Here is a 13281-nt window from a genome sequence, read left to right on the forward strand (position 1 = left end):
TCCTGCCCTGGTGCTTAAACCCTTTGCGAACAAGTTAGGAATCCGTCTTATAGGGACAACATTAGAGACAAAAGACGGCGTGCTGACAGGTCGTATAAGCGGTCATAACTGTCGGTGCGCGCAAAAGGTAGCAAGACTGGAAGCCGAGTATGGTCGACTCGCCTCCTACCACTTACGGGCATGGGGTGATACCCGTGGAGATTATGAAATGCTGGCCGCTGCGCAAGAGCCTTACTGGCGACATTTTCACCATACTTGGAGGAAGCGCAGGGCTACGATGAACAAATTCAAAGGCATTCAGAATCAGAAGTAGCCCGGTATGCACTCATTTCCGGTCTGGCCTCCCGCTCGATATACGCAGTTTCCGTCACGCAGCGCGGCCAGACAATGGTTTCTTTTCTGTTTGCGAGCCGAACGTCATTGATTATTTCTATAAAAAAACCCCGATGTTTTACCAGCGGGGTTGTCAGATTGACTTCGAGGTTAAATGTTCACGCCGTGCTGTGAAGCCAGTGCGGATAACCCACCCGCGAAGCCCTGACCTACGGCTTTAAATTTCCATTCGGCGTTATGGCGATATAGTTCACCGAAGATCATCGCGGTTTCAGTAGACGCATCTTCTGATAGATCAAAACGCGCTATTTCTGTGCTGTTATCGTGGTTAAATACGCGCATATAGCTGTTGCTGACCATACCGAAGTTTTGCTTACGCGATTCTGCATCATAGATGGTCACGGCAAACACCAGTTTCTTCACTTCGGCGGGGACTTTAGCCAGATCGATTTTAACCTGCTCATCATCACCCTCACCTTCACCAGTGCGGTTATCACCCATGTGAGTGACCGAACCGCAGGCGCTGGTTTTGTTGTTGAAAAAGATGAAAGACGCATCAGAGATGACTTTACCGTCATCTCCTACCATGAAGACGGAGGCATCAAGGTCAAAATCTGCGCCATCGGTTACACGAGCATCCCAGCCCAGACCCGCCATCGCGATATTCATCGTCGGGGCTTCTTTCGTCAAGGATACGTTGCCGCCTTTAACCAGAGATACTGCCATTTAAAACTCCTGTAATAATCTATGTTCAAATAAACAGGCGGCGAATACCGCCTGTTGAGTCAAAAGAGTGTCACTGCCGTGCATCTTAAGACGCGTTGATACCGTACTGCGCACAAACAGACGCCAGGCCACCGGCATAACCCTGTCCTACAGCACGGAATTTCCATTCTGTGTTGTGGCGATATAGCTCACCAAACAACATGGCGGTTTCAGTCGAGGCATCTTCCGTCAGGTCATAACGGGCCACTTCCTGGTGGGTGTCGTCATTCACGAGACGAATAAATGCGCCAGAAACCTGACCGAAGCTCTGACGACGGGCCGTTGCATCGTGGATCGTCACGACAAATACGATCTTATCCACATCGGCCGGGATCTGGTCGAGCTTGATCTTCATGGCTTCATCATCACCGTCACCTTCTCCCGTACGGTTGTCGCCGGTATGCAGCACAGAACCGTCGGTGGATTTCAGGTTGTTGTAGAAAATGAAATCTGTATCTCCGCGTACTTTACCCGCGTTATTCAGCAGAAAGGCTGAAGCATCGAGGTCGAAGTCCTGACCGTCGGTCGCGCGGGCGTCCCACCCCAGACCAACCAGCATGTTTTTCATAGTTGGAGCTTCTTTGCTTAAAGAAACATTCCCGCCTTTAGAAAGAGAAACGCCCATAGTTCTATCCTCAAGGGTTAGCGTTAATAATTAAAGTAAAGGTTTTGGGGCGTTAGCCCTCTTTACCTTCCTCAGCATCTGGTTTTCCGGGGAACAGTACGCTGGCGATAATACCCACAGCCAGCACACCCAGAACAACGAAAAGACTCGCGTTGGCTGAAATACCATAGCCGTGGTGCCACAGATGATCGGTGGCATTCAGACCCAGCTTCACACCGATAAAGAACAGCAGCACGATGACGGCCTTCTCAAGGTGAGCGAGGTACTGTTTAAGCGCTTCGAGTACAAAGTACATGGTACGCAGGCCAAGAATAGCGAACATCATCGCGCTATACACGATTAGCGGCTCGCGACTGACGGCGATAACGGCCGGGACGGAGTCAAAAGCAAACATCACATCTGATAACTCAACCACAGCAAGACACAGCATCAGCGGAGTCGCGTAGAGAGCGGCTTTGCCCGTGCGACCAACTTTAATGTCTTTGTTTTCAGGTTTTGCCAGTTCAGCATCAACTTCTTTTTGATTCAAAAGGAACGCATGCCCTTTCAATTTCGGCCAAATTGGGAAGAAACGTTTCACCATGCGGTATGCAATATGCTGCGAGTAATCTTCAATCTCGTCATCATCATCGCCGCTTTTAAGCATCATGACCGCCGTCCACAAGACCACTAAGGCAAAGACGATTTCTACCCACGGCCCCAGCGTTAAGAGGCTAGCCCCGATAGCCACGAAGATTCCACGGAAGACGATTGCGCCAATGACCCCCCAGTAAAGCACGCGGTGACGAAGATTATCCGGCACGGCAAACCATGAGAAAATCGCCATCATCACAAAGAGGTTATCTACGGAAAGAACTTTTTCAAGTGCATAACCAGTCACAAACAGGCTGGCAACCTCTGCACCGTGATGAACATACAGGAAACCGGCGAAGGCCATCGCGACAACAATCCAGAATACCGTCCAGAGCGCCGCACTCTTCAACGAAATCGGTTTGTCATGACGGTGCATAAACAAGTCAATAAAAATGGCCCCGACAGCCAGTAAGACAAAAACGATGACCGTTTCCGCCGGGAAACCAATGTGTGTGGATACCATATTTGAGCCCTTAAATAGGAGTGTAAAAAATTAAAGGCCAAATTCAGCCGGAGTAAATCCCAGAGCCACGGCAATTTCTCTCACGGCCGTTTGTTCGGACTGATCGAAGTCGCCATCGCTTTTCGCCACGGCGATCCCAACTCGGACGGCCAGTTGTGCCGCTTCCGGTTGGTCTTTCAGCGCCAAAATATACTTCATGGTTTCGCCTTTGCCGATTTCATAATCGAAACTGAAGCTGGTCACCAGTTCGTTAAAAAACGTGATGACTTCTTTGGTCTCGAATACTTTAAGTTCAGGGGAAGCCTGCAGAAAGCCGATCATCTTTTGCTTTTCTTCAGCGCTCACACCATCACTGGTAACCGCAATACGCGCGCAAACTGCCACGGTGCCCTGCATAAATTTTTTGTTTTTGAAGCGCCCGACTTGTTTGGTCAGTTCATCACGGCCGGCACTGAACGCGCCTTTCATTTTGTCGAAGAAACCCATTATTTTACCCTTAAAATTCGAAATTATTTTGAGCCGGCGGACCAGCGGAATCCCCAGCCCATCGCAGTGTCCATATCTTTGTGACCACGGAAAAACTGGTTGATTCGCTCAACCTTGATGGTCCCGTTTTCGTTTACCAGACGGGCGATCGCACACATGTTGTGGCGGTTAGTCCCTTCTGTTAACCGTGTTTCTATCGGCGGTTGCTCAGGAATATGCAGCGTGACAACGCCGTCAGTTTTATCCCAGCTTGCGACCCCTTCATAAATAAAGGCATAGATCAGCACCTGCCGGATTTTCTTCCATTCGCGACCGTTGACATGCAACCACTCCCCCTCAGTCACCTGCCCTGTTCGATCGTCCCCTTGCAACTCAACGAACGGTTCTGAATTCAGGCGGCCAAATGTGTTGCCGAGCGACTGAACAACGCCTTTGGAACCATCCTGAAGTTCCACAAACGCGCCTAAATCCAAATCCACCCCTTTAGATTTACTGAACATCCCGCCAAACATGCCGCCTGACGTGCCATTGCCCTGATTCCAGTTTAGGTTGATTTTGATTTCGCCAAAATCATCCTGTTTGGCAAGGCTAATGGAGGGCTTTTCTTTGGTGAGTGAAACTTTTCTTAAACTGACTTTTGCAGGCGCTGGCGCGGGAGTGCTGGCCGGGGCCGGAGCATCGGCAATGTCTACCCCAAAATTCTCAGCCAGCGGTTTCAGGCCTCCATTGAAGCCTTGTGCAATAAAGCGGAATTTCCACTCGGCCTGACGGCGATAAATTTCGCCGAGGATAAGCGCCGCCTCCTGGCGACCCGATACATCCACATTACCGGTCAGCAAAACGTTACCGTTAAGCTCTACCTGAATGGAGAGATGTTTCAACGCTGAAAGTGTCGTGCCGTCATCACACGTGGCAGTAAACGCCAGTTTTTGCACTTCTGAACGAAGCCGGCTGATATCCACCGTAAAGGCCGTGTCCGTACCGGCGCCGGTAAGTTTTACCGTACCATCGTCATTGACGGGCTGCCCGTAAAACACCATATCCGGGTCGCCCTGCACTTTACCCGAGGCATAAAGACGGAACGAAGAAGCGTCGACCGGAACACCAGAAAGCACGCGTACCGTCAGAATCTGTGAAGGGACGGGGGCATTGCCCCCAGGCGTCATCGTCATTACCGCACCACCGTGGAAACAATGTCAGCGTGCATATCATCAATGGTGCGACCCGTGGAGGCTTTACCGTGAGCGGTAAAGTCCCAGCTGCCACCCTTGCGTGCTAAGGAAGCAATGATAATGCCGGTATGGGAGCCCTGTTCGGTTAACTGATAACGAGCAAGCTCTTTGCCGGACTGGTCGACAACACGACAAAAAGCATTATCCACTTCATTAAAAGTTTGGCCACGGAAGCTATTCACCGTGAAGGCGAGATATTCAACCTGGGGAGGTAAACGCGTCAGATCCACGGTGATAACTTCATCATCGCCGTCCCCTTCGCCGGTCAGGTTGTCCCCTAGATGAACAACAGAGCCACAACTTGATTTCAGCTTGCGGAACCAGATGGTATCAATCGTGTTGCCCGAATTATCTAACAGAACGCAGCCTGCATCCAAATCGATTGAATCACTGCCGCCCCCCAGAAGACCACTCAAAAATCCTTTTTTCTTTTTTAAAGGATCCCAGCCTAAGCCAAATTGCATCTGGTTTAATGACGACGTTTCTTTGCTGAGTGAAACACTTTGATTCTTGCTTAAAGAAACCATTATTTAGTCCTTCAGAGATAGGTTAAATCATTATTTTTATAAATCAGAGAACCGTGCACTGAAAAATCATATCATGAGGAAGTTGCACGACAACCCACATTTTTCCCTTATTTTATCGAACCAAAAACAACGGCATGATTTCACTAGCCTTTTATTAAAAAATTTACGTATCTTTTCCTTAATTAATTCTGTTTTTTCAAACGGTAACCCGTCATTCCACCGGATGGAAAAATCATCATATTATGATTGACATGCACATGATGCCTCCCTAGACTCACCTCTTAATTTCTCTCCCTATTTCATTCTGGAAAAAATAAAGCCGATGGGTCGCATAATCTGGTTCATGGAAGGTTTATCGCCGCAGCGCGATCTTATTTTAGGTATTCAGACCTTTTTTAAAAATACTCAGGAAGTCGTTACTATTATTGCCTCTCATCGCCATCATCGAAATGAAATACTTTCTTTGGCCGATATCGCCTTGATTGAACCCAGTGAGGATGAGCAGCGTTTAGATTTTATTATAACAACAGTTAACCAATACGGTGTTCAGGTCATTCATACAGGCAGTCATAGTCTATGGTTTGAGGCGCATCGCCAGGAAATAGAATCTCTTGGTGTTTCCCTGACCACAGGCGCGACCAGTGCCGCGATGTTGATGCTGGCTGACGACAAAGTCGAATTTGCCCAGGCCATGGAACATCACGGTTTGCAGGTCGTCCCTTCGCTCCGTATTGAAAGTGCTGACGCTCTCCGTGACGAAGTCGAACGCAACCGCCATAGCAACGGTGCTAAAAGCTTACTTTGCGTGAAACCGGTCACGGGTATTTATGGTTTGGGATTCTGGCGTTTGGATGACACTGCCGCCCCGATGTCAGCATTGACTTGCCCCAACAGTCGCAAAGTGCATCCCGAGATATATCTGCACGCGCTGGAACAGCAAAAATATTTCGAACCGTTGGTCCTTATGCCCTACCTGCCCGGCCCCGAGCATTCTGTTGATATGCTGGTCGAAAAAGGCAACGTCATTGCGGCTGTCGCCCGGCGGAAAGAGGGAGCGTTACAGTACCTCGAACAGTCAGGCCCCGCTTATGAATTGGGTAAGAAATGCGCCCAAATCATGCAGGCCGATGGTCTGGTGAACGTACAAACGCGAAATAACGACGAGGGAGATCCCGTCTTGCTTGAAATTAACATGCGCCCTTCGGGTGGCATCGGCTATACCCGCCACAGTGGTGTCAACCTGCCAGCGCTGTTTGCCCTGCGTCAGTTCGGACTGATTGATGAACCTCAGGCGAAATGTCTTGCCACAGAAAGTTTTGCTCCGGCTGTTGTACGTTCTATGACCGACGTCATTCCGTACAACCTCACGCTTAATAATCTGTCCGTCGGCGAAGGGGGCGCATAAACATGCTTAATGAAGCTTCTATCTACCGCAAAGAGCTGACCGGAGGAACGCTTACAGTAACTTCCGCGGGCGGCCCCCTTTCATTAGATTCACTGTTTGATATCGCAGAACGCCGTAATCCTAAACGTGCTTTTCTGTTTGTCAGCAAAGTACTGGGGCGACATATCCCTATTTCCCCCGCCGTTATGCGCTCCGCATACCAGCAACTGGCACAACAGCTTCCTGCTGACTTACCACAGCCTGTGCTGTTCATCGGTATGGCTGAAACGGCCGTCGGGCTGGGCGCAGGCGTTTTTGACGAAGCCTCAAAAATTTTCAGCGATAGGGTCTATCTGACGTCGACTCGCCATCCCGTCGACGGTGAGCTGATGTGCGAATTTAAAGAAGATCACTCACATGCGACGGATCATCTGATCTATCTCCCGACCGACCCCGAGCTGCGGACGCTTGTCCGTCACTCCCGCACTTTGGTGCTGGTCGATGATGAGGCGACCACGGGTAAGACCTTTACCAACCTACTGAAGGCGCTGCGCACGGAAGGCGGCCTGACCGCGGTAGAGCGCGTCGTTACCGTGACGCTGACAGACTGGAGCGGGAGCGCCATTCCAGAACAGTGCCCATTGCCCGTCACATCGATATCGCTTGTTAAGGGAGATTGGCACTGGGAGAAGAAAACTGGCGCGCCCGTCCCTGTGATGCCGAATGTGAACGTCACAGCGTCAGGCAGCGTGGCTATCACTGGCAAACAGAGCTGGGGACGTCTCGGCATGGCGACATCGGCCAGGGATCTGGGCGCTAACATCACCGCTTCCGACGGAGAAAAAGTCCTGGTGCTGGGTTCCGGTGAGTTTGTCTGGGAGCCTTTACTGCTGGCCGAACGTTTGGAACGTCAGGGAGCGGAGGTTAAGTTCAGCTGCACCACACGCTCGCCCATTTCAACCGGATTTGCTATCGAGTCAGCCATTGCCTTTACGGATAATTACGGTTTGGGTATTCCAAATTACGTCTATAACATCGCTCATCAGCGATTCGACCGTATTCTCCTATGTATCGAAACCCCCGCAGAGAGCGTCGACCCAGCGCTGCTTGCTGCCTTAAACGTCGTGGCTCCCGCCGTAGAGGTGTTGACTTATGAATAAGCCGGTAGTTCTTTCTGATCTCGATGACACGCTTTTCCAAACCCGCCGGAAAATGGTGGACGAACTCGCGCTTGAGCCCTACCGTCCAGGAGCCATGGACCGTTCAATGCAAGCCCGCAGTTTTATGACCGAAGAGCAATCCATGTTGGTGGACTGGCTACTGGAGCAGGCTGACTTTATCCCGGTCACCGCCCGAGGTACGGAAGAAATCTCCCGCGTGACCATCCCGTTTCACTCCTGGGCTATTGTGACGCATGGCGCGGTGATCCTGACGCCAGAAGGCAAGCCGGACGAAGAGTGGAAAGCACGGATGCTATTGAGTCTGTCAACATACCGGGATCCGCTGCTTTCCCTGCAGCGTGAGATCACGGCTTTGATGGAAGCACGCGGGATTGAGGGCTGGGCCCGTATCAATTACGAATATGACAATACGCCGGTGTATCTGGTGATGAAGCACACCGACAGCACCCGGCTGGAAGAGCTTTATGCTATCGCCGATGAAATTGAAACCCGCTTCCCGACAGAGGGTTTTTACATTCATCGCAACAGCAACAACATCGCATGGTTACCCACGCCGGTAGAAAAAGGGCTCGCGACCCAGTACCTTCTGAATAAACTGCGTGAAGAGCGCGGCGTTTTCCCCGTCATTGGTCTGGGAGACAGCCTGAGTGACTATCGTTTCATGAAGCTTTGTCACTGGTTTGGCCTGCCCCGTCAAAGTCAGTTTGCCGAACAAATAAGTCGCCATGTTTTCGGAGAGAAATAATATGCAGCCTTTTTCCCCTTTTTCCGGTTCTTATCTGCCTGATGACGTCCACTTCCTGCTTAAGCCGGTTGACATTGAAATGACGCCCGTTGATCAAAAAGAGCAGCTTATTCAGTCCGGGGCGAAGCATTACTCTGAAATGCTGAGTCAGGAACCTGAACCGACGAAGTGGCATCTGGATTTGTTTGCCCGGGCATTGGACCAAGGGGCTGCTCGTCTAGCGAGAGAAGTCGTGATGCTGGCGAAGGCGTTGTCAGAGCGTTTCGGCGATAGACCCATTGTTTTGGTCAGCCTTGTACGCGCTGGCGTACCGCTCGGGGTTATGTTGCATCAGACACTCCGGGCGATGGGCAAACAGTCCCATCATTATGGTGTCAGCATCATCAGAGATCGGGGCATTGACGAAACGGCCATGAACTGGATTGAAAGTCGGCACGGCACGGAAGGTGTGGTTTTTGTCGATGGCTGGACGGGGAAAGGCGCCATTACGGGTGAACTTCGGCGCTCTTTGAGATCGCGCGAAGGCTATCCGGCAGATCCCCGCCTCGTGGTTCTGGCTGACCCCTGCGGTGTGTCCTGGCTCGCCGCCAGCGACGATGACTGGTTGATTCCCTTCGGCATTATGGGGGCGCCCGTCTCAGGACTTATCTCTCGCTCCATCTGGTCATCAGAAGGACTACACGGCTGCGTTCAGTGTGAACATCTTCGCCAGTTTGAATGCAGTCGCCAACTGGTGGATAGGGTCGCCGATTGCCGAAACTCGCTTGATGTGAACGCCATTTCTGCCAGTACGTGGGATCCAGCGAATTTTGCGCCGCTGAAACTACAGAGTGAAAGGGTCATCGGATCACTGGCCGAAGAGTACAATATATCCAGCATTAATCGAATCAAACCCGGCATAGCGGAAGCCACCCGTGCCGTTTTACGCCGAGTGCCTGAGCACGTTCTTGTTCGCTCAGTCAAAGACCCTGACGTCGCCCTGCTGGTGTATCTGGCCCGTGAGAAAAATATCACCATCACTGAGGTCGGCGAACGCATCGGACAGTATCGTGCCATCACCATTATTAAAAAGGTTCATTGATGACAAAGAGACTATCGCCATACCAGCTGGGTGCCACGCTCTACATGCCTGCAACGCGTTCCGATATTGCGAAAAGCGTGCTGAATAATGAAATTGAAGGTCTGCGATCGATCGTGATTTGTCTTGAGGACGCCGTCTGCGAGACCGATGTGCATGCGGCCATGGATAATTTAAAGCAGGTACTGACTCTATTACGGTCTGCCAAGGCGGAGGGACAGGGTGCCGAATGGCCCCTCCTCTTTATCCGCCCCCGCCATGCAACGATGGGGCAATACCTGACGACCTCTATGGATCTATCGCCGATCGACGGGCTGGTATTGCCCAAGTTCACCCTCGCCTCTCTGCCTCAATGGTGGGAGATGATGAAAGACACCCATCTGTGCATGATGCCGACTCTGGAAACGGAAGATGTCTTCGATGTTATGCAAATGCGGGCGCTCGCAACGACCCTGGCAGAACACCCTTGTCGTGATCGCATCATTGCGCTGCGCATAGGTGGCAATGATCTTATGAACGTGATTTCCCTTCGCCGCCCTCGCAATCTCACTTTGTATGACGGTCCGATGGGTTACGTCATCAAGATGCTGGTGGCGGTGTTTGGATCTCGCGATTTTGCCCTGACGTCCCCCGTCTGCGAACACATTGATGACCATGAGATCATGGAGCGGGAGCTAGCTCTCGATATGGCACACGGACTGGTTGGAAAAACTGCTATTCATCCTAATCAGATAGCTAAAATTGAGCAGGCTCTGAAGGTCTCACATGCCGACCATGCAGATGCCCTGCGGATCTTGAACTCCAGTCAGGCCGTGTTCAAATCACAAGGCGCGATGTGTGAACCTGCAACACACCGACGCTGGGCTGCAAGGATCCTCGAACAGGCTCAGGTTTATGGGATTGTTCAAGAAAATGATCAGCCAGGTGAATCTGATCACTCGAACGAACCCACTATCAAAGGAATACGGATGGGATACGGATATCAAGGCTGAGTCGGCTCAATCCTCATCATCCTATTTCGTGTCTGGCTTTACCGAGCACCTAAACACAAAGACCCGTAATCGAATTGAAAAAGCGTTGTACTGCGAATTGACTCATAGAGGAATGCTGGGCTGATATTTCAACGACTTCAGTCAGATTGATCCGATAGCGGCGCCTGACCGATTTAAGTGAGTGAGAAGCATAGCCATAACCTGTATTTTTCACACAAAATAACCCCTAAAAATGACGGTAGGCACACACTGACCATGCAACTTAGTACACGACAAGCTCGTATTTTCCGGTTGGCGCTCCTGTTAGGTTCAGGTGTGCCCGTACCAACCATCAAAATTATCAATCAACTCGCCTGCTCCGAGCCGACCTTAACGCGTGCGCTAAAAGCGCTACGGGAAACATACTCCGCAGAAATCAGGTACAGTAAAGCCACACACTCGTACCAACTCGTTGAGCCAGGGTTTCTTGATAAAAAAACGATTCGTCGCATGAGTGAAGCACTCAACTCCAGTATCGAATACAAATCAGGCGAAACAGTCAGCAAAGTGTCGCTCGATAAGGAAAAGAAAAAAAAACGTCTCGCTATCACTGCGAATGTCCGTGTTACGCAAAATTGATCTGCTCGCCATGCTGGCTGGCACTACACGCAGTGACGCCGTCGAACTTCTGGTCGATCACTCCGTTGCGGAGTTCTCCGCCCTGCTTTCCCAACGAGGCATCTCTCAGTAATTCCATGATGGGTAGCTCAAACCGTCTCCAAAGCGCGTTATTTGGCTTAGGAGACGTGAGCGGATAACCGCGACAGCGGCTTTCTGACCTGACAGTTAACGCCGACTGCCGAGATCTCGATCACCGTTTTCACCACTGATCATTCGTGTCAGCTCCTGGCAACTGACAATCTGGTCTGATGACAAACGATAGTGAGCCAATACTTCAAAGAGACTGTTCCCCCCCTTACTTTTTTCCACATTGACCTGATGATGCGTAAAGACCGTATCTCCCTCGGCAACGATAGACAGTAATGAAACGGTCATACGTTGGGTTTTCGTTTTAAGTAAGGCCATGTGTTTTACAAACTCATCATAATTTAGATGTTTACCATCAACCTGTTGACGATAATCGGAAGAAAAATAAACAGCGATTTTTTCTTCACTGTGCACGGGATTATTGATGGTCTCTTGCAATGCATCTATTACGATCTGACTGGCGCTGTTCATGAAATCCTCCTGTCTGTGAACACTCAGTCTACATAACCCCCCAGATCCTTTATTATCGTTATTTGGACATGTTATACGGTTAATCAGCCACACTTATGCAAGCAAAAACGTTCGACTATAAGCAACCGCATTTAACGCCTTGGCATGAACATGAGTCAGGCCAACTTTATTGGCTTAGCGATGGCGTCATTGTGATTGAAACGTCAAGAGCGCAGTGGACCGTCACTCCAGGTTCAGTCGGATGGTTTCCTGCAGGCCTCAAACATAAAGCCTGGGTTCCAGCCACAGTCAGTGGACGAAGTCTCTACCTTGATCCCGCGTCTTCCACAGCATTGCCTTCTCAGCCCGGTATTTATGGTGCGGACAGCTTTGTTTTGGGGCTTTTAGAACGCGTTTTCAGCGAAAAAAATGCCCCGACCTCCGATAACTATCGGAACAATCTGCTGACGTTACTGGGCCACGAAATAGCTCGAAGCGACGAACTGCCTCTTCACTTAACATTTCCCGTCGACCGCCGCGCTCGCAACGTTGCTAATGCGTTATTGAACAATCCGGGCGGTGCCTGGGATCAGGCTCAGTTGGCTAAACAGTGGGGACTCAGCGTACGCAGTTTAAGCCGGCTATTTCGCCTACAGACCGGCTTGAGTTTTAGCCTATGGCGGCAACAAGCGAAAATCATTGTGTCTTTGCGATGGGTTCTTGCGGGGTTATCAATCAGCGACGTCGCGATGATGAGCGGTTATAGCAATGTAAGTGCTTATATCGAGGCATTTCGTCAGCGTTTTGGTCAAACACCAGGTCAGCTTCAAGCCCGCAAAGTCGTTCGTTGATAAGTCAGAAGGGCATGCTAAGGAAAAAAACAAGCCAGCGATGGCTTCACTCGCTGGCTTGAAATAAACACCACAACTTAGTGACAAATTAGTTCAATGTGAACTTAGCCACTCCTTGATTCAAACGCTCCGCCTGCTCTTCCAGGGACGTGGCCGATGCAGATGCATCCTGCACCAACGCGGCGTTTTGCTGAGTAACATGATCCATCTCGGAAACGGCCAAAGAGACCTGATTGATACCACTGCTTTGCTCATCGGAAGCCAGTGCAATTTCGTTCATGATACTGGTCACATTATTAATCTCAGTGACAATTTCCTTCATCGCATTGCCGGCTCGGTTCGCCAGATCCGCGCCTTCTTTCACGCCTGTCTCGGAATCTTTGATCAATCGGGTGATGTCCGTCGCCGCGTTGGCGCTGCGTTGTGCCAGACTGCGCACCTCGGCGGCCACAACCGCAAAACCTTTGCCCTGCTCTCCCGCACGGGCGGCTTCCACCGCAGCGTTCAGCGCCAGGATGTTGGTTTGGAACGCGATGCTATTGATCAGCGCGATGATCTCGGAAATTTTGTCCGAGCTACGGGTGATATTCACCATCGACTCAACAACCCGCCCCACAATGTCGCCGCCTTCCGTCGCCTTTTTCGAGGTGTTGCCGACGACCGTTCGGGCGTGGTGCGCATTATCGGTGTTTTGCTTCACTGTCGCCGTCAGCTGCTCCATGCTTGCGGCCGTCTCAGCCAGAGCGGCAGCCTGCTGCTCGGTGCGTGCTGACAAATCAGTGTTCCCGA

General features: G+C 50.9%; 15 protein-coding genes and 1 pseudogene. 8 read left to right on the top strand and 8 right to left on the bottom strand.

What is annotated here, in order from left to right; all coding sequences use genetic code 11:
• The coding region (locus AU511_RS15525; protein WP_205756462.1) for a haloacid dehalogenase-like hydrolase at positions 1-313 on the top strand (313 nt) is incomplete at its 5' end.
• Positions 314-483: 170 nt separating this feature from the next.
• Here the strand turns inward: AU511_RS15525 and AU511_RS15530 are convergent.
• The 6 genes from AU511_RS15530 to AU511_RS15555 form a co-directional block, all read right to left on the bottom strand.
• Positions 484-1059: a TerD family protein gene (locus tag AU511_RS15530; protein ID WP_094101187.1), complete on the bottom strand. Its 576-nt coding sequence runs from the start codon at positions 1057-1059 to the stop codon at positions 484-486.
• 85 nt (positions 1060-1144) lie between these two features.
• Positions 1145-1723: a TerD family protein gene (locus AU511_RS15535; protein ID WP_094101188.1), complete on the bottom strand. Its 579-nt coding sequence runs from the start codon at positions 1721-1723 to the stop codon at positions 1145-1147.
• A 52-nt stretch (positions 1724-1775) separates the two neighbouring features.
• Positions 1776-2819 carry a TerC/Alx family metal homeostasis membrane protein gene (locus AU511_RS15540; RefSeq protein WP_094101189.1) on the bottom strand — a complete coding sequence of 348 codons (1044 nt, stop codon included), beginning with the start codon at positions 2817-2819 and terminating at the stop codon, positions 1776-1778.
• Between the two features lie 30 nt (positions 2820-2849).
• Complete coding sequence (locus AU511_RS15545) at positions 2850-3305, bottom strand: tellurite resistance TerB family protein (protein ID WP_094101190.1); 456 nt, start codon at positions 3303-3305, stop codon at positions 2850-2852.
• Positions 3306-3328: 23 nt separating this feature from the next.
• A complete protein-coding gene (locus AU511_RS15550) occupies positions 3329-4477 on the bottom strand; it encodes a TerD family protein (RefSeq protein WP_094110223.1) in 1149 nt (382 codons plus the stop codon).
• Complete coding sequence (locus tag AU511_RS15555; RefSeq protein WP_094101192.1) at positions 4477-5064, bottom strand: TerD family protein; 588 nt, start codon at positions 5062-5064, stop codon at positions 4477-4479. The genes AU511_RS15550 and AU511_RS15555 overlap by 1 nt, the downstream gene beginning before the upstream one ends.
• Before the next feature lie 322 nt (positions 5065-5386).
• Between AU511_RS15555 and AU511_RS15560 the strand changes: the two genes are divergently transcribed.
• The 6 genes and pseudogenes from AU511_RS15560 to AU511_RS15585 all read left to right on the top strand — a co-directional run bounded on the left by AU511_RS15560 (position 5387) and on the right by AU511_RS15585 (position 11174).
• The gene (locus AU511_RS15560) at positions 5387-6469 is read left to right on the top strand and encodes an ATP-grasp domain-containing protein (RefSeq protein WP_094110224.1); all 1083 of its coding nucleotides are present in this window, start codon (positions 5387-5389) and stop codon (positions 6467-6469) included.
• A gap of 2 nt (positions 6470-6471) precedes the next feature.
• The gene (locus AU511_RS15565) at positions 6472-7608 is read left to right on the top strand and encodes a phosphoribosyltransferase domain-containing protein (protein WP_094110225.1); all 1137 of its coding nucleotides are present in this window, start codon (positions 6472-6474) and stop codon (positions 7606-7608) included.
• Complete coding sequence (locus tag AU511_RS15570) at positions 7601-8374, top strand: HAD family hydrolase (protein ID WP_094101195.1); 774 nt, start codon at positions 7601-7603, stop codon at positions 8372-8374. The genes AU511_RS15565 and AU511_RS15570 overlap by 8 nt, the downstream gene beginning before the upstream one ends.
• A gap of 1 nt (position 8375) precedes the next feature.
• Positions 8376-9455, top strand: coding sequence for a cysteine protease StiP family protein (locus AU511_RS15575; RefSeq protein ID WP_094110226.1), 1080 nt, complete (start codon positions 8376-8378; stop codon positions 9453-9455).
• Entirely contained in the window at positions 9455-10444 is a 990-nt protein-coding gene (locus AU511_RS15580; RefSeq protein ID WP_094110227.1) for an HpcH/HpaI aldolase/citrate lyase family protein, read from the top strand. Before AU511_RS15575 ends, AU511_RS15580 begins: the two co-directional genes overlap by 1 nt.
• 255 nt (positions 10445-10699) lie before the next feature.
• Positions 10700-11174: pseudogene (locus AU511_RS15585) on the top strand (tellurium resistance protein TerW).
• Positions 11175-11269: 95 nt separating this feature from the next.
• Here the strand turns inward: AU511_RS15585 and AU511_RS15590 are convergent.
• Positions 11270-11662 (bottom strand): nuclear transport factor 2 family protein, encoded by a 393-nt coding sequence (locus AU511_RS15590; RefSeq protein WP_094110228.1) that lies wholly within the window; start codon positions 11660-11662, stop codon positions 11270-11272.
• 95 nt (positions 11663-11757) lie between these two features.
• On the opposite strand from AU511_RS15590, the gene AU511_RS15595 reads away from it, so the two are divergent.
• Positions 11758-12492 carry an AraC family transcriptional regulator gene (locus tag AU511_RS15595; RefSeq protein WP_094110229.1) on the top strand — a complete coding sequence of 245 codons (735 nt, stop codon included), beginning with the start codon at positions 11758-11760 and terminating at the stop codon, positions 12490-12492.
• Positions 12493-12580: 88 nt separating this feature from the next.
• On the opposite strand, the gene AU511_RS15600 is transcribed toward AU511_RS15595, so the two are convergent.
• A partial coding sequence (locus tag AU511_RS15600; RefSeq protein ID WP_240503864.1) for a methyl-accepting chemotaxis protein occupies positions 12581-13281 on the bottom strand: 701 nt, incomplete at its 5' end.

Source organism: Lonsdalea iberica, from assembly GCF_002111585.1.
Classification (GTDB): Bacteria; Pseudomonadota; Gammaproteobacteria; order Enterobacterales; family Enterobacteriaceae; genus Lonsdalea; species Lonsdalea iberica.

Coding starts and splice junctions, on each gene's coding strand:
- AU511_RS15530 (WP_094101187.1), bottom strand. CDS start 1,059: ATGGCAGTATCTCTGGTTAAAGGCGGCAACGTATCCTTGACGAAAGAA.
- AU511_RS15535 (WP_094101188.1), bottom strand. CDS start 1,723: ATGGGCGTTTCTCTTTCTAAAGGCGGGAATGTTTCTTTAAGCAAAGAA.
- AU511_RS15540 (WP_094101189.1), bottom strand. CDS start 2,819: ATGGTATCCACACACATTGGTTTCCCGGCGGAAACGGTCATCGTTTTT.
- AU511_RS15545 (WP_094101190.1), bottom strand. CDS start 3,305: ATGGGTTTCTTCGACAAAATGAAAGGCGCGTTCAGTGCCGGCCGTGAT.
- AU511_RS15550 (WP_094110223.1), bottom strand. CDS start 4,477: ATGACGATGACGCCTGGGGGCAATGCCCCCGTCCCTTCACAGATTCTG.
- AU511_RS15555 (WP_094101192.1), bottom strand. CDS start 5,064: ATGGTTTCTTTAAGCAAGAATCAAAGTGTTTCACTCAGCAAAGAAACG.
- AU511_RS15560 (WP_094110224.1), top strand. CDS start 5,387: ATGGGTCGCATAATCTGGTTCATGGAAGGTTTATCGCCGCAGCGCGAT.
- AU511_RS15565 (WP_094110225.1), top strand. CDS start 6,472: ATGCTTAATGAAGCTTCTATCTACCGCAAAGAGCTGACCGGAGGAACG.
- AU511_RS15570 (WP_094101195.1), top strand. CDS start 7,601: ATGAATAAGCCGGTAGTTCTTTCTGATCTCGATGACACGCTTTTCCAA.
- AU511_RS15575 (WP_094110226.1), top strand. CDS start 8,376: ATGCAGCCTTTTTCCCCTTTTTCCGGTTCTTATCTGCCTGATGACGTC.
- AU511_RS15580 (WP_094110227.1), top strand. CDS start 9,455: ATGACAAAGAGACTATCGCCATACCAGCTGGGTGCCACGCTCTACATG.
- AU511_RS15590 (WP_094110228.1), bottom strand. CDS start 11,662: ATGAACAGCGCCAGTCAGATCGTAATAGATGCATTGCAAGAGACCATC.
- AU511_RS15595 (WP_094110229.1), top strand. CDS start 11,758: ATGCAAGCAAAAACGTTCGACTATAAGCAACCGCATTTAACGCCTTGG.